The organism is Actinophytocola sp., from assembly GCF_036402745.1.
In the GTDB taxonomy this organism is placed as follows: domain Bacteria; phylum Actinomycetota; class Actinomycetes; order Mycobacteriales; family Pseudonocardiaceae; genus Actinophytocola.
The window spans coordinates 1-17,677 of the sequence record NZ_DASWSJ010000066.1 but is presented as its reverse complement, the minus strand read 5'-3'; the positions used below and the strand labels follow the sequence as shown (position 1 = coordinate 17,677).

At 70.1% G+C, this 17,677-nt stretch carries 18 protein-coding genes; 7 read left to right on the top strand and 11 right to left on the bottom strand.

Annotated elements, in window-relative coordinates; genetic code table 11:
* The 8 genes from VGD70_RS06680 to VGD70_RS06645 all read right to left on the bottom strand — a co-directional run.
* Positions 1-218 (bottom strand): hypothetical protein (locus VGD70_RS06680; RefSeq protein WP_331079188.1); only part of this gene is annotated, 218 nt, incomplete at its 3' end.
* Positions 219-409: 191 nt separating this feature from the next.
* Positions 410-1,246 (bottom strand): alkaline phosphatase family protein, encoded by an 837-nt coding sequence (locus VGD70_RS06675; RefSeq protein ID WP_331079186.1) that lies wholly within the window; start codon positions 1,244-1,246, stop codon positions 410-412.
* Between the two features lie 163 nt (positions 1,247-1,409).
* Positions 1,410-2,000: a dihydrofolate reductase family protein gene (locus VGD70_RS06670; protein WP_331079184.1), complete on the bottom strand. Its 591-nt coding sequence runs from the start codon at positions 1,998-2,000 to the stop codon at positions 1,410-1,412.
* Between the two features lie 175 nt (positions 2,001-2,175).
* The gene (locus VGD70_RS06665) at positions 2,176-3,579 is read right to left on the bottom strand and encodes a condensation domain-containing protein (RefSeq protein WP_331079182.1); all 1,404 of its coding nucleotides are present in this window, start codon (positions 3,577-3,579) and stop codon (positions 2,176-2,178) included.
* An 18-nt stretch (positions 3,580-3,597) separates the two neighbouring features.
* Entirely contained in the window at positions 3,598-4,881 is a 1,284-nt protein-coding gene (locus VGD70_RS06660; RefSeq protein WP_331079180.1) for an MFS transporter, read from the bottom strand.
* A 628-nt stretch (positions 4,882-5,509) separates the two neighbouring features.
* Entirely contained in the window at positions 5,510-6,733 is a 1,224-nt protein-coding gene (locus VGD70_RS06655; protein WP_331079178.1) for an NAD(P)/FAD-dependent oxidoreductase, read from the bottom strand.
* Positions 6,730-6,927: a ferredoxin gene (locus VGD70_RS06650; RefSeq protein WP_331079176.1), complete on the bottom strand. Its 198-nt coding sequence runs from the start codon at positions 6,925-6,927 to the stop codon at positions 6,730-6,732. Before VGD70_RS06650 ends, VGD70_RS06655 begins: the two co-directional genes overlap by 4 nt.
* 15 nt (positions 6,928-6,942) lie before the next feature.
* Entirely contained in the window at positions 6,943-8,145 is a 1,203-nt protein-coding gene (locus VGD70_RS06645) for a cytochrome P450 (RefSeq protein WP_331079174.1), read from the bottom strand.
* Positions 8,146-8,403: 258 nt separating this feature from the next.
* Here VGD70_RS06645 and VGD70_RS06640 point away from each other — a divergent pair, with 258 nt between their 5' ends.
* Positions 8,404-9,324: an SDR family NAD(P)-dependent oxidoreductase gene (locus tag VGD70_RS06640; RefSeq protein WP_331079172.1), complete on the top strand. Its 921-nt coding sequence runs from the start codon at positions 8,404-8,406 to the stop codon at positions 9,322-9,324.
* Positions 9,325-9,455: 131 nt separating this feature from the next.
* Here VGD70_RS06640 and VGD70_RS06635 read toward each other — a convergent pair whose 3' ends face one another.
* The 3 genes from VGD70_RS06635 to VGD70_RS06625 all read right to left on the bottom strand — a co-directional run bounded on the left by VGD70_RS06635 (position 9,456) and on the right by VGD70_RS06625 (position 13,019).
* A complete protein-coding gene (locus tag VGD70_RS06635) occupies positions 9,456-11,117 on the bottom strand; it encodes a CocE/NonD family hydrolase (protein ID WP_331079171.1) in 1,662 nt (553 codons plus the stop codon).
* 82 nt (positions 11,118-11,199) lie between these two features.
* Complete coding sequence (locus tag VGD70_RS06630; protein WP_331079169.1) at positions 11,200-12,678, bottom strand: MFS transporter; 1,479 nt, start codon at positions 12,676-12,678, stop codon at positions 11,200-11,202.
* A complete protein-coding gene (locus tag VGD70_RS06625) occupies positions 12,675-13,019 on the bottom strand; it encodes a hypothetical protein (RefSeq protein ID WP_331079167.1) in 345 nt (114 codons plus the stop codon). Before VGD70_RS06625 ends, VGD70_RS06630 begins: the two co-directional genes overlap by 4 nt.
* 259 nt (positions 13,020-13,278) lie before the next feature.
* Here VGD70_RS06625 and VGD70_RS06620 point away from each other — a divergent pair, with 259 nt between their 5' ends.
* The 6 genes from VGD70_RS06620 to VGD70_RS06595 form a co-directional block, all read left to right on the top strand.
* Positions 13,279-13,560: a lipoyl domain-containing protein gene (locus VGD70_RS06620; protein WP_331079165.1), complete on the top strand. Its 282-nt coding sequence runs from the start codon at positions 13,279-13,281 to the stop codon at positions 13,558-13,560.
* Positions 13,561-13,572: 12 nt separating this feature from the next.
* Positions 13,573-14,574 (top strand): alpha-ketoacid dehydrogenase subunit beta, encoded by a 1,002-nt coding sequence (locus VGD70_RS06615; protein WP_331079164.1) that lies wholly within the window; start codon positions 13,573-13,575, stop codon positions 14,572-14,574.
* Positions 14,575-14,616: 42 nt separating this feature from the next.
* Positions 14,617-16,041 (top strand): aromatic ring-hydroxylating dioxygenase subunit alpha, encoded by a 1,425-nt coding sequence (locus VGD70_RS06610; RefSeq protein WP_331079162.1) that lies wholly within the window; start codon positions 14,617-14,619, stop codon positions 16,039-16,041.
* A 13-nt stretch (positions 16,042-16,054) separates the two neighbouring features.
* On the top strand, positions 16,055-16,393 hold the full coding sequence (locus tag VGD70_RS06605) for a 2Fe-2S iron-sulfur cluster-binding protein (protein WP_331079160.1): 339 nt from the start codon (positions 16,055-16,057) through the stop codon (positions 16,391-16,393).
* Positions 16,372-17,100: a 2-oxo acid dehydrogenase subunit E2 gene (locus tag VGD70_RS06600; protein ID WP_331079158.1), complete on the top strand. Its 729-nt coding sequence runs from the start codon at positions 16,372-16,374 to the stop codon at positions 17,098-17,100. The genes VGD70_RS06605 and VGD70_RS06600 overlap by 22 nt, the downstream gene beginning before the upstream one ends.
* A 24-nt stretch (positions 17,101-17,124) precedes the next feature.
* On the top strand, positions 17,125-17,677 hold a 553-nt coding region (locus tag VGD70_RS06595; RefSeq protein ID WP_331079156.1), incomplete at its 3' end, for a thiamine pyrophosphate-dependent enzyme.

Here is a 17,677-nt window from a genome sequence, read left to right as displayed (position 1 = left end):
GTCGAGCCGCGGGTAAGAGAGGTGGCCAGAAGAGTCGCGGCGTGCCGATGTGCGGCGTCGGCCTGGCTCAGTACCCGGCGGGCGTCCGAACCGCCGGCCGCGGCGATGTGCTCCAGCAGGCGCGCTTTCTGCTCGTACCAGCGGGCCACGTCCTCGACCGACGCGCGTGGACCTGGTACGGCCCGCATCACAAGTCCCATCTCCTCGAGAACGGTCATGACGCACCTTCTTCTACCATCCACAATCATCCAGAACTCGATGCTGACACAACCACCGCTGAGACGGCAGTTATCCGCACACCAACACCCAAGGTAAAAGAACGCACGTGGCCGTGCATTTCTTGGCGTGCTCATTGTGACGACCTAACTCTCCGGGCATGAGGAACTCATGTTGCCCGAAGTGGCCGCGGCTACTGCCAGCAACTCGTGATCGTGGTCGCGCTGCCCGCGGATCCGAGGTGCGTGAGGTTGTACATGTCCTCGATCGTGCGCAGCACGCTGTAGTGCGTGATCCGTTCGGGGTAGGTACCGGTCTTGACCGGCTGCCCGTAGAACACCGTGGGAATGCGGTTGCTGGTGGTGAAGTCGTCCTCGTCGAAGTCGACCACCAGCAGGCTGTTGTGGGTCTTGGCCCAGTCCGCGTATGCCTTCAGGTTGGTCTTCAGCCAGGTGTCCCCCGTGCTCACCGAGCAGTCGTGCATGTCGTTGCACAGGTCGGGGATCACGTAGGACACGGTCGGCAGCTGGGTGAAGTCCGAGGGGAACGCGGTGAACGGCTTGTTCGCGGACGTGGGCACGCTGCTGAAGTTGGCCCAGGGCGCGTGTTTGCGGGCGTAGCGCCCGGACGTGCAGCCGGTGTACCCGGTGGACGGCAGGCCCTCGGAGTAGCCGGCGAAGCTCAGTCCCGCGTCGAGCAGCTGCTTGCCCAGGCTGGCCGCGGTGAAGGTGTGCGGGCAGGAGTCGTTGGTGATGCCCTGGGTGCCGCCGCTGAACATCGCCAGGTAGTTCGGCTGGCTCGGGTGCGTGACCGCGTAGGACTGGGTGAAGTTCGCGCCGCCCTGGGCGAGCGAGTTGATGTAGGGCGCGCTGGGGCTCCCGATCACCTGCGGCTGCTGGTGGTTCTCGAACACCACGATCACCACGTGGTCCGGCCTCGGCACCCCGGCGGCCGCCGATGCCCCCGCGGAAAGGCAGGCCGCGGCGAGCACCGGCAACATCGCGAGCACCACAAGCCTCAGAAAACGCATGACGCTCCCATCGCGGAGGAAACTGACCGTTAGTGACTGTGCCACTACGCGACCGCGACCGGAAGACGTCTGGCCGAACACCGGGCAAACAAGGGCCTCACCGGCGACGCCATGAGCACGAACAAACTTTGCGAATCGTCAACGAGCGGACAATTCGGGTAACTCACGCGGCGGTGTTTTCCGGCTTGACCACGCGGTAGCGCAGGTGCGTCGCCAGCGCGGTGCGGACGACATCGATCTGCTCGAGCCGGGTGTGGTCGATCTTCAGGTCGTCGAACAGCCGGGTGCCGCCGCCGAACAGCACCGGGACCACGTGGAGCACGATCTCGTCGAGCAGGCCCGCCTCGATGAACTGCCGCGCGAGACTGGCCGACATCACCTCGACCACGCCGCCGCCCGCGGCCGCCTTGGCGCGCTCGAGCGCCTCCTCGATGCCACCGGTGACGAACTCGTACACGCCACCCTCCGGGCTCCGCGCCGGCGCCTCGTGGGTGACGACGAACACGGGCCGCCGCCCGCTCGGTCCGTCCGCCTGCCACCACGGCAGGGAGTGGTCGTAGGTGGTGCGGCCCGCGACATACGCCGTGTACCGCTCCTGGGTCGCCGTCCTCAGCTCCTGGCTGGCCGGGTCGCCATCCCACCACCAGTCGTGCAGCACCAGGCCGTCCTTGCCCATCGGCTCGGCCGCGGTCTGGTGCGCCGCGGTGACGTAGCCGTCCAGCGACATGCTGATATCGAAAACTACGGTGGTCATGGGAATCTCCCCAGTTGATCCGGTTGCTGTCACCCACGCGTCGAGCGGCCGGGGTTCAGTTCGACACGGACGGCGGGATTTCCTCTTCGATGTTCTCGACGGCCGCGGGCCGCTTACGGGAGAACCGGGCGGGGGGCACCGCGACGCGAAACAACAAGCTGAGCGGGGACCACTGTCACCGGGCCGCGCCCGCCGCGGCCGGCCGGACGAGTCCGGTCGGCGTCTCCGGCTCGATCGCCGCCTGCACGGCCGCCTCCTCGATCGTCCGCGCGAGGGTGGCCAGGTCCGCGCGGGAGAAGTACCGCCCGTCCGCGGACAGCACCAGCTCGACGGCACCGGGCGGGTCGTCGAGCTGCAGGTAGAGCTTGGCCTTCGGGACGTCGGCCTCCTGCTTCCAGGACAGTTCGCTGTCCGCGAGCGCGGCGCGGATCTCGTCGGCCGTCGGCGGCGCCACCCCGGCGTGCACCCGGTCCCGCTGCCTGCGGTCGTTGTAGTAGCACGACAGGTCGAGCTCCTCGCCGCGCTCGCGTTCGACCCGGCGGACCACCTCGTCCTGTTCGTAGGCGTCGTAGTAGGCGTTCTTGTACGTGTTGAGCGCCCTGCTCGCGGCCCGGGCGACCGCGTCGCCCATGGTGAGGTCCGCGACATCGAGCACGAAGGGACTGACCTTGATCAGTGCGCTGACCGAGTCGGCGTAACCCGGCCGGAACCGGTTGCTCACCAACACGATCGTCACCACCGGGTTGACGCCGGCGACCCGGCCGACGCCGACGACGAAGGACGCGAGCAGCGCGGGCGAGTCGTCGACGCGCTCCCGTGCGGCGACCGCGTGGATGGCCATGCCGATCGCGCGCGACCGGTAGCGAAGCATCTCGAAGCGCGGCTCGCCGTCGTAGCGTGGCTCGCCGAACAGGCGGGTGGGCGCGGTGCGCAACACCCGCTCCAGGTACCGCAGCGACTGCTGGTTCTGCCGCCGCCCGGCCGGTGTCGCCTCCCTGGCCGCTTGCGCGAGCGGCGGGAGCGTCGTGACCGGTCCGGCGGGCGCGCCCGTCTGCGGGTCGCGCGCGCCGATGTCGGTCGCCAGAGCACTCAGCCCGAACGCGTCGATCGAGGTGTGCAGGATGACCGTGACCACGTGCGTGACCGCGCCGCCCGCCACGACCGCGCCCATCCGCACCGGCCACTCGGTCTCGAAGGCGAACGGGACGACCTGCCAGTGTGCCGAGAGGGCCTCGGCGACCTCGGCCGGGTCGTCCGTCCCGGCGGCCACGACGACGAGCGGGATCTCGCCGGTCGTGGACACCCGCTGGCGCGGCGGCCCGGACTCCCGGAGCAGCAGGTGGGTGCGCAGCGACTGGTGCCTGCCGACCATGAAGCCGAGCATGTCGGCGACCGCGTCGACGGTCGTGCCGGGATCGGCCTCGGCGACGTAGGCGACCGTCTTCGTGCCCGACTTCGCGATCGACTGCCAGAGACCGAGTTGGCCGAACGCCAGCTCGCCTTCGCCGGACCCCTCCCCCTCGAACGCGACCAGGACCCGGTCCACGAGCGTGCCCCGCGGCACCTCAGAACCTCGCATCGTTCGCCACCTCATACCTCAGTTCCGGCCCGCGGGCTCGGTTCGGCCGGCCGGCGCGTCATCCGGAGTGCTGTCCGGGTCAGCCGGCGGGTGCTCCGTCTCCAACTGCTTCGCGGCCGCCTCGACGGCGGGCCTGATGAGGACGCCTGTCGCGAGGAAGACACCGGCCAGCGCGAGCCAGCCGTACGGCCCCCGTTCGATGATCCCGGCCGTGATCAGCACCGGGCCGACCATGAGCGCGGCGGCGGAGCCGAGCCAGAACACCGAGAGGTACTCGCCCTGCCGGTCCCGGGGCGCGAGCGCGTAGGACACGGACAGCCGGCCGGCGAAGTGCCACAGCTCCCCGAACGTCAGCAGCACGGTGGCGGCGACCACCGCGATCACCGCACCGACCGGGTTCAACAGGCCCGACAGCGCCAGCACGACCATGCAGGCGGCGAACGACAGCGACGAGCGGCGCAGCGCCCGGACCCCGCCTTCCCTTGTCTCGGTGCCCCGGCTGAGCCGGACCTGCAGCAGGACGACGAGCACCGTGTTCAGCACCACCAGCGGCGCGACGACCGCTACCGGCGCGTCGGTCCGCGTCGTCACCCACAGGGGGATGCCGAGAGTCAGCACGGAGACGTGCAGCATCAGCACCGCGTTGAGCCCGGTGACGATCAGGTACCGGCCCTGGCGCAGCGACCGCGGCCATCCGCGCGCCGTCTTGCGGCCCGGCGGGTCGTCGGCCAGGAGTGGCACCCTCGCAAGCAGGAGACCGGCGAGGAGGAACGTGGCTCCGTTGCCCAGCACGATCATGAGGAACGCCGGCCGGGTGTCGACGACGAGGATCAGCGTGGTGAGCAGGCCGCCGATGGCGAAGCCGATGTTGTAGACCACTCGCATCACCGCCATCACCCGCATGCGCAGGTCCTTGCCGATGTGCCGGTCGACGTACAGCTGGCTGACCGGGTCGATCGCCCTGGTCGGGATGCCGACGAAGCACGACACCACCAGGAAGGTGGCGAAGTCGTGGACGAACGCGAAGGCGACGAACCCGACGCCGCGCCAGTAGTGCAGCAGGATGGACGCCGCCCGCGGTCCGATCCGGTCCGCCAGCATGCCGATCGGGGTCAGCGTGACCAGCCCGCACGCGCTCGCGAGGGTGAACCCGACACCGACCTCGGCGGCGCTCAGGCCGCCGCTGCGGGTGAAGAACACCGCGAAGCCCGCGATGTACAACCCGGTGCCGATGGCGTCGATGAGGCCGATGAACGCCAGCAACCGGCTTTCCCGCGGAATGGCGAGCCCGGGTAGGCGCATCGGGCAGCTCCCTTTCCTGCGCACGGCCGACGGTCGGGCGGCATGATGGGAGGCGTGCGGGGACGGTTGTCGCGTCCCCGCACGCCTCGCGGTCTCCTGTACGGGTGACCGCCGCCAAGCGTCAGAGACGTGTCTCCGACGGGTGACTGGTTCAGGGCTTGTCCTCGATCATGTCTGCCCACCTCCTTCCGCCGCGGACGATCCGATCGGGGCAGCGCCACCGGCCGGGAGCCTTGCCGATGACCAGCCGGCGTAGTTCGGGGCGGGCAATCGGGCCAGTCTTCAGAGGTAAACAGACGTCATTGTCTGCGCCATTCGGCAATACCGCGTCCGCAAAAGCGCAGCACAAATTCTCCCCCCAAGGGGTAAGTTCCGGGTTGCCGCCGAGCCCCATTCTTCGACGGCGAAGTGGAGCGTACGGCAGTTTCCGCGCGCTGAGAAGACAGAGAGTAAAGGAGTGCTTACCGTAATGGATCGATTACCGACGGTTTGCCGACAGCATTCTCCGACTGCTTCTTCCGTCGCACCGCATGGGCGAAATGGAGTACCGGCCATTGGGCAAGGCGTACGAAACCATCGGTAATTGTCTTGACTGTATTGATGGCCGCCCGGGGAAAGAGCCCGGTCCTCAGGCCGACGCCCGCGTGCTGTCCACGGCCGACCTCCACGACCGGCGGGCCGCGATCGCCGCGCGCCACGGGCGCAGGGTCTTCGGGGGTGTGTTGACGGCCACCACGCCGACCACGTGCTCGCCGTTGCGGTAGGCGGCTACGAAGCGGCGGGCGTCGAGGTCGCCGTCCACGATCGCGACCTCCGTGTGGCCGCGTAAGTACCCGTACGCCTGGATCTTGAGGTCGTACTGGTCGGACCAGAAGTACGGCACCGGGGCGAACGGGCGCCGGGCGCCGAGCAGGTTGCGGGCGACGGCCAGGCCCTGCTCGGCGGCGTTCGTGCGGTGCTCGATCCGCATCGTGGCGCCGAAGAGCGGGTTGTGCCACCGAGCCACGTCGCCGACGGCGTAGACGCGCGGCGCGGCCATGCTGAACTCGTCGCACACGAGGCCGTCGTCGAGGGGCAGGCCGCTGTCGGCCAGCCACTCGGTGTTGGGCCGCGAACCGATGCCCACGACGACGTCCTGGGCCGCCACCTCCGACCCGTCCGACAGCCGGACGCCGGTGACCTCGCCGCCTCGGCTCAGCACGCCTTCGACCGTGATCCCGGTGCGCAGCTCGACGCCGTGGTCCCGGTGTGCCCGGGTCAGCGCGCGGCCCACCTCCGCGCCGACGGCGTGCGCCAGCGGCACCGGCGCCGGTTCGATCATCGTCACCGCCAGCCCGAGACCTCGGGCGGCCGCGGCCGCCTCCGCGCCGATGAACCCGGCGCCGACGACGACCAGACGTCGGCCCGGGCGGAGTCGCTCCTTGAGCGTGAGCGCGTCCTCGAGCGTGCGCAGCACATGGACGCCGCGCACTCCCTCGGTGCCGGGCAGCCGGCGGGGCCGGACCCCGGTGGCGACCACCAGGGCGTCGTAGCCGACCGTCGTCCCACCGGCCAGGGTCACCGCGCGGCCCGGCAGGTCGACGCCGGTGGCCGTCTCCCCCAGCCGCAGGTCCAGCCCGAGCGCCTCGACGTCCGCGGGCCGGCGGAGCAGCAGCTGGTCCGGGTCCAGCTCGCCCGTCAGGATCCGCTTCGACAGCGGCGGCCGGTCGTACGGGAGACGCGGCTCGTTCCCGACGACGGTGACCTCGCCCGCGTAGCCCAGCCGGCGCAGCGACTCGGCGGTGGCGAAGCCGCCCGCGGAAGCCCCGACGACGACCACCCGGTCCGGGACGGAGCCGATGCCGGCCGTCACGACTCCGTCAGCCTGATGGCCGCGGCCGGACACACCAGCGCCGCCTCGCGGACCCCGTCGTGGTCCTCGGGAGCCGGCGAGTCGTCGAGGAGGACGACCATGCCGTCGTCGTCCCGCTGGTCGAAGACCTCGGGGGCGATCAGGACGCACTGCCCCGAGGCGACGCACTTCGGGAGGTCAACCGCTACGTGCACGCTGGTTCCTCTCTCTCACCACGTGACGGGCATGAAGCTGGGGCCGTAGGCCGCCGAGGTCTGCTTGAAGGCGACGTCCCGGCCCGGCTCGATCCGCAGGTTCGGCAGCCGGCGGAACACCTCCGGCAGCACGATCTGCAGCTCCATACGCGCGAGTGGCTGGCCGAGGCATTGGTGGATGCCGTAGCCGAAGGCGACATGCTGGCGGGCGTTGGCGCGGGCGAGGTCGAGCGTGTCGGCGTCGTCGAAGACGTCCGCGTCGCGGTTGGCCGAGTTGAGCAGGATGATCACGCCCTCGCCCGCGCGGATCGTCACGTCGCCGACGGTGATGTCCTCGAGCGCCATCCGGGTCAGCCCCGTGTGCGCGATCGTCAGGTAGCGCAGCAGCTCCTCGACGGCGTTGGCCAGCTCCGCCTTGCCCGCGTACAGCCGGGGCAGCTGGTCCGGGTGCGCCAGGAGCGCGAGGACGCCGAGCCCGATCATGTTCGCGGTGGTCTCGTGCCCGGCGAACAGGAGGAAGGCGCCCACGTCGGCGGCGTCCCGCACCGAGAAGGTGCCGGCCTCGACGTGGGCGCCGAGCCTGCTGACCAGATCGTCCGCCGGCTGCCTGCGCCTGTCCTCGACGAGCTGCCGGAGATAGGCACCGAGAGCCTCGTGCGCGGCGATCCTCTCCTCGGCGGCCGCGGCGGTGTCGATGAGCACCTTCGAGTGCGACTGGAAGAACTCGTGCTCGGCGTAGGGAACACCGAGCAGCTCGCAGATCACGAGCGACGGCAGCGGCAACGCGACCGCCTCGACGAAGTCCGCGGGCCCGCCGCCGGCGAGCATCCCGTCCAGCAGCTCCGCGAAGATCCGCGTGGTGGGCTCGCGCAGCGCCTCGATGCGCCGGACCATGAACTCACGCGTCAGCGCACGGCGGAACGTGTCGTGCACCGGATCGTCCTGACCGAAGAAATACCCCGGCGGCAACGCCGCGGCCTCCTCGCGGGCAGTCGGGAAACCGGGCCGGGACGACTGCGAGCTGACCCCCGGACTCGCGAGGACGGTGCGCGCGTCCTCCCACCGGGTAACCAGCCACGGCGTGGCCCGGCCGCCCCACACGGAGATCCGCGAGATCGGCGCCTCCGCACGCAACCGCGCGTACTGCGGCGGCGGGTCGAGCGGCGCACCCTCGGCTCGGGACAGCGAGAGGACGTGCGTGGTATGGGTGTCTGACATCGGACTCCATCCCTACAACGGCGTATTGTTCGGACGCGACACGAATTGGCGAACTGATGGGCCCGCCGTGAACCCTACACGTCCGGAAGAAGCATTCTCGGGGAATGCGATCGTCGGTCACGATACGAGAAAAGACATGGTTTTGAGTCACCATGTGATCGACCGTTTGACGGACGTTCGACGCGGCGGGTTGAATTCGGCGGCAAGGAATTCTTGGTAATTGAGCGGCCTCGGCCGCACGGTGCCGAAGGGTGGCCAATGGAGCCCCTACGTTTCGATGGACGCGTCGCGATCGTCACCGGTGCCGGACGAGGCATCGGCAGGGCCCACGCGCTGCTGCTCGCGGAGCGCGGCGCCCGCGTCGTCGTCAACGACCTCGGGAGCGCGAGCTCGGGCGACGGAAGCGACGCGGGACCGGCCGAGCAGGTGGCGGCCGCGATCCGCGCCGCGGGCGGCGACGCCGTCGCCGACGGGTCGGACGTCGCCTCGGTCGACGGGGCGGCCCGGCTCGTCGGCCGGGCGCTCGACAGCTACGGTCGCGTCGACATCCTGGTGAACAACGCGGGGATCTTCAGCCCCGCCGAGTTCCCCGCCCTCGAGCTCTCGGAGCTACGCCGCTACTTCGACGTGCACGTGGGCGGCAGCTTCAACGTCACCCGGGAGTGCTGGCCGCACCTGGTCCGGGCCGGCTACGGCCGGATCGTCATGACCACGTCGCACGGCATCCTCGGCTCCGCGCCGCTGATCGCGTACGGGACGGCGAAGGGCGGCGTGTTCGCGCTGGCCCGGGCGCTCGCCGTGACCGGGAAGGACCTCGGCATCCTGGTCAACAGCGTCGCCCCCGTCGCGGCGACCCGGCTGGCGGGCGGCGATGACGACGGCACGTCCGGGCAGGGCGTGCTCGACGGGAGCACGCCCGCCCTGGTCTCGCCGCTCGTCTCCCTGCTCTGCCACGAGTCCTGCCCGGTCAGCGGGGAGACCTTCCTCAGCGGTGGTCGCCGGCACGCGCGGCTGTTCGTCGCCGAGACCGAGGGCTACGTCCACCCCGGCGCCGACGTCACACCGGAGGTCGTCGCCGAGCACTGGGCGCGGATCATGGACGAGTCCGCGCACTACGTGCCGGTGGACACGACCACGTGGCTCGACGGCAACGCGGCGCGGATCGCGGCCGGGAGGTGACCGGCGTCGACTTTCCCTTGCCGGCGGGCCGGACGTGAGCGTCGTCGACGAGATCGGCGAGGGCGGGCACGCCAGCCTGACGACGTCCCGCCGCGACGGCAAGCCGTGACTCCCTGACCCGCCGCCGACCGTCAGGCCGGCGCGGCTGCCGAGGTGACCGGCAGGGTCAGCCGCGTGCCATCGTGATCGATCGTGTGGACGGCGGCTTTCAGGCCGGTCCCGGTCGACAGGGACTCCCCCGTACCGAGATTTCGGGCGTGCTGCGGGTGGGCGCCGCCGGAGAGCTGCAGCCTGAGGCGGTGCCCTTTCCGCAACCGGTGCGCGCAGGGCGCCAGCCGCGCGGTGACGTGCTGGACCTCGCCGACGGGCATGGTGGTGTCGAGGCGGACCAGGGTGTCGGTGATGTTGCGGGAGCGGCCTTTCCCGTCGACGTCGCAGATGCGGACGAAGAGGTCGGCGTGGGGGTTGTCCACACTCAACGACACGTCGAGAACCGGGAATCCCTCGAACTCGAGATCGGCGGTGAGTGCCGGCGTGGTGAAGGTCAGGACATCCTGCCGTGCCTCGAGGTCCGCGTTGTCCCGCACACCGGCACCGGCGGCGAGCCGCCGGCCACCCACCGAGGGCGTCGGGTCCGTGGGGTCGTAGCGGAAGGTCGACCGGCCGCCCGCGGCGGTCGTGCCGAGCAGACCGCCGTCGGTCGGCTGCCAGGTGGTCTCGGTGGAAATCGGCGGCCACGCCGGCGCGGCGTGCCACGCGTCGCTGCCGGTGACGAACGTGTGCACCGGCTGGGGACGTTTCGGTCCCTCGTCGCGCAGGTGGAGGTCGAACCAGTTCAGGGCTTCGTTGTCGATGACGGACGATCCCTTGAGGACGTGGCCGACATGGGTCCACGGGCCGAGGGTCAGGGCCACCTCGACTCCCCTGGACCGCAGGGCCGCGTACTGCTCGACGGTCTGCTCGACGAAGATGTCCTGCCAGCCGCCCACGAGCAGGGTCGGCGTCTGGACCCGCCGCACGGCATCGGTGCAGTCGTAGCGACGCCAGTAGGGGTCGGTCAGGTCCGGGTGTTCGAGCCATTCCCGGTACCACGGCGCACGTCCATTGAGGACGGTGTCGCCCGCGTCCACCGTGGGCAGGCCCGCGAACGCGGACGTCAGCTTGCTCGCCCGCTTCCTGTTGCCCGCGAGCTGCTGGAACAGGCTCGGCCGCTGCTCGAACGGGACGCTATTGGTGGCACTCCACCCCAGGAAGGTCTCCAGCGCGAACGACCCGTTCTCCCAGGTGGCCTTGCCGAAGTCGTGCGGTCCCGCGATCATCACGCTCGCCCGCAGCTCCGGTGGCGGGTCCGTCAGCAGCGCCCACTGGGTGAAGGCCAGGTAGGACATGCCCATCGTCGCCAGTTTTCCGTTGAACCACGGCTGTTCGCGCAACCAGCCGACCGTGTCGTGGGCGTCCTCGGCCTCTCGCACCATGGGCTGGAAGGTGTCGGTGGAGCCCGCCGTTCCCCGGCAGCTCTGCAGGACCACGTGGTAGCCCCGCGCGGCGAAGGTCCGGCCCCAGAGTATGTCGTTCGGCATGCCCCGGCCGTACGGCGTGCGGATGAGGATCGTGGCGCTGTCGGAGTCCGGGACCGACGGGGCGTAATGGTCGCTCACCAATACGAAACCGTCCCGGGTCGGTGTGCGCAGACCGCGCTCGACGACGTAGGCGTTGCGTGGTGGCGGCAACTTCCTGAGCCGCCCGAAGAAGCGGTCGAGGGTGCGCGCGGCGAGCCCGGGTGACGTCGTCAAGATACCTACCTCGATGTGTTCGGTCCTCTTGCGACAAGGTTAGTGCGCAAGTGAACGGCCCGCTCCTTCAGCCGGTGTTCGGTCACGATCTGGCCGGGCACCGAGGCTTCGAGTCACGATGTGATCGGGTGCCGCCGGCTGACGGGGATACCGCGTCCGGTCGCGTCAGCAGCCGGCGGCGAAGCAGGAGCGGGACAACCGCGAGTGCGGCGAGCAGGCATGCGCCGGCCGCCGCCCAGAACACCCCGAGGAGCGCGCCGAAGCCCGGGTACAGCACACCGCCGACCTGCTGGGCGCCGATGACCGCCACCGCCGCGACGACGGCGCTCGAGGAGGAGGTGCCGACGGAGCGCAGCAGCGCGTTGAGGCCGTTGGCCGAGGCGGTCTCGCTGGCCGGGACGAGCCGGATGACGAGCGCGGGCATCGCGCCGAACGCCAGCGAGGCACCCGCCGAGAGCAGCAGCGACACCGCGATGATCCAGCCGATGTCGTGGCTCAGCCAGACTCGGGCGACGTAGCCGACTCCCATGCACAGCGCGCCCGTGCACAGCGTGGTGGCCGCCCCGTACCGACGGGTCAGGAGCGCGGACAGCGGCGCGGCGGCGCCGAACGCCACCGACGTCGGCGCCAGCAGCAGGCCCGCGGTCGCCGCGTCGAGCCCGTGGCCGTACCCGGTGCCGAGGGGCGACTGGAGCATCTGCGTGGTGAGGAGGGGGTTCGCGAACATCCCGAACCCGGTGAACACGGCGGCCACGTTCACCAGCAGTACGGCCGGTCGACCGGCGATGCGCAGGTCGACCAGCGGCCGGCGCACCCGGAGCTCCAGCGGAACCCACCCGGCGAGCACGACCGCGCCGCCCAGCACGCACAGCAGGGTGCCCGGCGAGGTCCAGCCCCACTGGCTGCCCTTCGTCAGCGCCAGCAGGAGCGCGGTCAACGCGACCGAGAGCAGCCCGGCGCCCCAGTAGTCGAACGCGCCGCCCGTGCGGATCGGCGACCGAGGCACGGCGACCAGCACCGCGACGAGCGTCAACGCCCCCGCGCCGCCGGTGACCCAGAAGAGCAGGTGCCAGTCCGCGTTCTGGACGATGAGTCCCGCCAAGGGAAGGCCGACACCACCGCCGACCGCCAACGTGGCGCTCATCAGGGCGACCCCCATCGCCACCCTGGGTGCGGGCAGCTCGTCGCGCATGATCGCGATCCCGATCGGGATGAGCGCCACCCCGGTGCCCTGCAACGCCCGCGCGGTGATCGCACCCACCAGGTCGTGGGTGAGCGCGCCGAGCAGCGAGCCGCTCACCATCACCGCCAGACAGCACAGCATCACCGTTCGCTTGCCGTACATGTCCGCCAGCCGGGACGCGACCGGCGTGGCGACCGCCGCAGCGAGCAGCGTCGCCGTCACGAGCCAGGACACGGTGTCCGCCGACGTGCCGAGCAGCCGCGGCAGGTTGGGGAGGACCGGGACGAGAATCGTCTGCTGCAGGGCGGACACCGTGCCACCGAGGCACAGCGTCGCGACGAGAATGGTCACCCGCGGGCGCGAAAGGGTCTCGATCACGAGCCGACGGCGGCCACGGCCGGCTCGGTCCCGGGGAGCGCGTCCCGCGTCCTCAGCACGGTCAGCGAGACAACGATCGCGACCAGCGCGATGCCCGCGGCCAGGAACAGCCCGTACCGGAACCCGGTCTCCAGGTACACGACGCGTAGCAGCCACCCACCCTGGTCCGTCCGGAAAAGCGCGATGATCGAGGGCAGGCCGAGGGAGATCATGGAGTAGCCGAGCCCCACGCCCTCGCACACCATGACCAGACAGACCAGCGACACGACCCGGCGCGCGGTCCAGCCCTGGTCGTCCGGATCGGGATCGTCGGTTTCTCGTACCGAATTCAGAGCGTCCATCATTGGCGTCCTTCGGATGCGCGCGATCCCCCACGAATGCGTTGTTTGAAAAAGAGATGAGCGCCGCAAGATAACCACGCGACTTACCGATGGTCAAGCACGCTTTCGCATTCTTCCACGGTCGGTCGAATCGCATTGTGACTCCAGCATCGCGGCTCGATCACCATGTGATTTTTGCTGCTCCGACCCGGAAACCTGCCGTTGACAATCGCTGGACGCGAGTTAGGGTACGTGGATAGTTGGACGTCCTAGCATCGGTTTGCCGGAAATTAATGTCCGGTCGAGTCGAATTGCTCAGAAAGGCATGACGGTGGGTTCGCCGATCAATATTCCCAAACTCGGCTGGACGATGGAGGAGGGCACGGTGACCGAGTGGCTCGTCGACGACGGCGCCACGGTGGCCGCCGGTGATCCGCTGTACCTCCTCGAGAGCGACAAGGTCGAGAACGAGATCGCCGCTCCGGCAAGCGGTGTGCTGCGCCAGGCCGCGACCGCCGGCGAGTCCTATCCGGTCGGTACCGAGATCGGAACGATCGAGTAGCGAGGAGGCCCCATGGGCGGCACGGCCCAGAAGAACATCAACTTCGTGAAGGCCGTCAACCTGGCCATGCACGACGCCCTGGCGGCCGACCCCTCGGTCTTCCTGATGGGCGAGGACATCGCCGACCCGGAGGACGGCGGGGTCTGGAAGGCGACCGCCGGCCTGTCGACGAAGTTCGGGACCGAGCGCGTCCGGTCCACCCCGATCGCCGAGGAGGGCTTCGTCGCCGCCGGGGTCGGCGCCGCGCAGGCGGGCCTGCGACCCGTCGTCGAGGTGATGCTGATGGGCTTCATCACGCTGGCGCTGGACCCGATCCACAACACGGCGGCGAAGTGGCGCTACATGACCGCGGGGCAGAGCTCGGTCCCGATCACGATCCGGACGTTGGGCGGCGCGGGCAGTGGCGTCGGCGCCCAGCACTGCGACCAGCTGGAGAGCTGGTTCGCGGCCAGCCCGGGCCTGAAGGTCGTCCAGCCGTCGAACCCGGTCGAGGCCTACGGCCTGCTGACCGCGTCCATCTTCGACGATGACCCGGTCGTGTTCATCGAGCAGTCCGCGCTCACCGGCCGGCCGGTCCGCATGCCCGCCCCCGAGCCGGGCACCCGTTTCGCGCTCGGCAAGGCCAACGTCAGCCGGGCGGGCACCGACGTGTCGGTGATCGGCTACGGCGCCCAGATCGCGGACGCGCTCGGCGTCGCGGAGAAGCTGGCCGAGGAGGGCGTCTCCGTCGAGGTGGTCGACCTGCGCACCATCGCGCCGTTCGACGCACCGGCGGTCCTCACCTCGGTGGCGAAGACCAAGCGTGCCGTGATCGTGCACGAGGCGCGGACGAACTTCGGGCCGTCCGCCGAGATCGCGGCGCAGATCTACCACGAGCTCTACGGCGAGCTCGCCGCCCCCGTCGAGCGGGTCGGGGCGCCGTTCACGCCGGTTCCGGCGAGCCCGCCGCTCGAGTCGCGATTCATGGTCGGCCCGACGGAGATCGAGGCCGCGATCCGCCGGACGGTCGGCTGACCGTCACCACGCCCGACACCGCCGTCAGAAGGGTGCACGAAGATGACAGCAACGCACGCGCGGTACACCGAGTCCGCGCTGATCCCGAAGGAACGCTACATCTCCGCCGACTGGCTCGCGGCGGAATACGAGCGCCTGTGGCCGAAGGTCTGGCAGATGGCGTGCCGGCTCGAGCAGATCCCGCGCACCGGTGACTTCCACGAGTACCGGATCGGCAGCCAGTCGATCCTCGTCGTGCGCGAGAGCGAGGACTCGGTCAAGGCGTTCCACAACGCCTGCCCGCACCGGGCGACGCGAATCTGCTCCGGTACCGGCAACACCGACGACGAGCTGCGCTGCCCGTTCCACGGCTGGGCGTGGCACCTCGACGGATCGGTCCTCGAGATCCCGGACGCGGACGACTTCGCGCCGGAAGTGTTGTCCCGCAAGGATCTCCGGCTGCGCGAGGTGCATGTCGGACACTGGGGCGGGTTCGTCTTCGTCAACCTGTCCGAGGACCCGCGGCCGCTGCTCGACTTCCTGGCCCCGGTCGTCGAGGGCCTGGCTCCGTTCGAGGTCGACAAGATGCGGCTGATCCGGAACCGGACGACCGTCATGGACTGCAACTGGAAGGTCGGCCTGGCGGCGTTCAACGAGGCCTACCACCTCGAGGCCACGCACATCTGGGACCTCAGCGGCTACGCGGCCGGCCGGCTGAACGGCGCGGCCCGGCGAACCAGGCGCCCCGCCGGCATGCGCACCGGGGAGTCGGGCGCGACCAAGCGCGTCGACGCACGCGACCCCGAGGGCCGCACACCCGGTTCCTACCAGTTCCTGTACGAGACGTTCCAGACGCACAACAAGATGCGCAACGTCCCCGAGCTGCTGACCGAGAGCGCGCCGCTCGCGGACATGGGCGACCCCAAGAAGGCGGCGGTCGAGATGCTCCGGCTGAGCCAGCTGATCTCGCTGGCGCACCAGGACGACATCGACTACGTGGAGGCCCTCGACGACGTTCCCACGGACGTGCCGTCGGTGCGGTTCTTCACCGACGTGCGCCGCAAGGTCGGCGCCGCCGGCGGTGTCGACTACTCGCACATCCCGGACGAGGACATGCTCGCCGCGATCGACTACTGCATCTACCCCAACCTGGTCGGCCCGATCAGCGCCGGCAACTGGATCCTGTTCCGGTTCCGGCCGAACGGCAACGACCCCGACACCTGCCTCTACGACGTCATGTTCCTGCACCGCTTCGGGGACGGCGAGCAGGTGCCCGAGGTCGAGCACGAGTTCTACGCCAGGTGGGAGGACCACGACGGGTGGGGCCCGACCATCGGGCAGGACCTCTCGAACATGGGCCACGTCCAGGCCGGGCTGCACCAGACGTCGTTCACGGCGCTGCGGCTGAACCGTCAGGAGGCGGGCGTGCGCAACTTCGAGAAGTTCGTCGACAGTTACGTGCTGGCCGATGGTGACCCCACCGCCTGAGGTACGGATCCGGGTGCTGCCGCTGGACGTCGAGCTGACCGTCCACACCGGAGAGTCGGTCATGGCGGCGGCGCAGCGCCAAGGATATTTCTGGCCGACCCGCTGCCGCGGCCAGGCACTCTGCACGGCCTGCCTCTTCGAGGTCGTCTCGGGAGGCGACGGCTTGGCGGAGATCGAGCCGCTGGAGCAGGAGGCCCTGGAGACGCTGAGCGCGTTCCAGGAGAAGCGAGCCGGCCAGCTCCGGCTCGGCTGCCAGGCCCGCCCGCTGGCGGCGGTCACGGTCTTCAAGCGCGGCATGAAACCCGCTGACCAAGGGAGGAAGACGGCCGCATGGCGATTCCCGATGACGTGACCATCGTGCCGCACACGACCGTCCGCAAGCGCATCGCGCGCCACATGGCCGCGTCGAGCGCAACGGCCGCCCACGTCTACGCCATGATCGACGTGGACTACAGCGCGGTGGACGAGGTCCGGCGCCGGGAGGCCCCTCGATGGCGGGAGGAACGCGGCCACAGCCTGACGTATCTCCCGTTCGTCGCCCGCGCGGTGGCGATCGCCATCGAGCGGTATCCGAACCTCAACGCGCGGTTCACCGACGACGGCCTCGAACTGCGGCGCGAGGTCGGGCTCGGCGTGGCCGTCGACCGGAACTTCGAGGGCCTGGTCGTGCCGGTGATCCAGCGGGCGCACCAGCTGGCGGTGCCCGCGCTCGCCACGGCGATCGACGACCTGGCCGGCCGGACGCGCGAGGGCAGGCTCCGGGGCGAGGACGTCACGGGCGGGACGTTCACGCTCTCGAACCCCGGCCCGTTCGGCGCCCGGACCACGCTGCCGATCATCAACCAGCCACAGGTGGCGATCCTGACCGTCGACGCCATCGCACCCCGGCCCGCCGTCGTGCCCGACGGCGAGGGCGGGCACGCGCTGGCGATCCGTCCGATCGGCAACCTGACCCTCGCGTGGGACCACCGCGCCTTCGACGGCGCCTACGCGGCGAGCGCCCTGGCCTCGATCCGCTCCGCACTGGAGTCACCCGACTGGCGCGCCGAGTTCGCCTGAGCATCGCCACCGATTGGAGTTTCCATGACCATCACCACCGACCAGCTGCGCGAGGTGTACGCGATCTCGACGTTCGCCAAGCAGCTCGACGAGAAGGTCCAGCAGCTGCTGATGGCGGGCACGATCCGCACGACGTGGTTCTCGTGGCGGGGATCGGAGTTGCTCGGCGCCGTCGTGGGTAGGTCGATGCGCGCGGACGACTACCTGGTCGCCTACTACCGCGACGGGATGTCCCAGCTGGCGAAGGGTTTCCCGGCGAGGAAGCTGTTCGCCGAGGCCCTGGGAAAGGTGACGGGCAGCCAGCGGGGGAAGTCGGGCTGGGTGCACTCGGTCGACCTCGGGTCCGGGGTCGTCATGAACTCCGGCGTGGTCGGCGGGCAGCTCCCCATCGCGGCGGGCTGGGCCCTGTCCTCGGTGCTGCGCGGCGACGACAAGGTCACCGTCTGCAACTTCGGTGACGGCGCCGCCAACGAGGGCGCGTTCCACGAGGCCCTCACGCTGGCGTCGCTGTGGAACCTGCCGATCGTGTTCGTCTGCCACAACAACCTCTACGCCGAGCACACCGCGTTCAGCAAGA

Bases quoted from the DNA above. Each gene is read 5' to 3' on its own strand.
- VGD70_RS06675 (WP_331079186.1), bottom strand. From the start codon at position 1,246: ATGCGTTTTCTGAGGCTTGTGGTGCTCGCGATGTTGCCGGTGCTCGCC.
- VGD70_RS06670 (WP_331079184.1), bottom strand. From the start codon at position 2,000: ATGACCACCGTAGTTTTCGATATCAGCATGTCGCTGGACGGCTACGTC.
- VGD70_RS06665 (WP_331079182.1), bottom strand. From the start codon at position 3,579: ATGCGAGGTTCTGAGGTGCCGCGGGGCACGCTCGTGGACCGGGTCCTG.
- VGD70_RS06660 (WP_331079180.1), bottom strand. From the start codon at position 4,881: ATGCGCCTACCCGGGCTCGCCATTCCGCGGGAAAGCCGGTTGCTGGCG.
- VGD70_RS06645 (WP_331079174.1), bottom strand. From the start codon at position 8,145: ATGTCAGACACCCATACCACGCACGTCCTCTCGCTGTCCCGAGCCGAG.
- VGD70_RS06640 (WP_331079172.1), top strand. From the start codon at position 8,404: ATGGAGCCCCTACGTTTCGATGGACGCGTCGCGATCGTCACCGGTGCC.
- VGD70_RS06625 (WP_331079167.1), bottom strand. From the start codon at position 13,019: ATGGACGCTCTGAATTCGGTACGAGAAACCGACGATCCCGATCCGGAC.
- VGD70_RS06615 (WP_331079164.1), top strand. From the start codon at position 13,573: ATGGGCGGCACGGCCCAGAAGAACATCAACTTCGTGAAGGCCGTCAAC.
- VGD70_RS06610 (WP_331079162.1), top strand. From the start codon at position 14,617: ATGACAGCAACGCACGCGCGGTACACCGAGTCCGCGCTGATCCCGAAG.
- VGD70_RS06600 (WP_331079158.1), top strand. From the start codon at position 16,372: ATGGCGATTCCCGATGACGTGACCATCGTGCCGCACACGACCGTCCGC.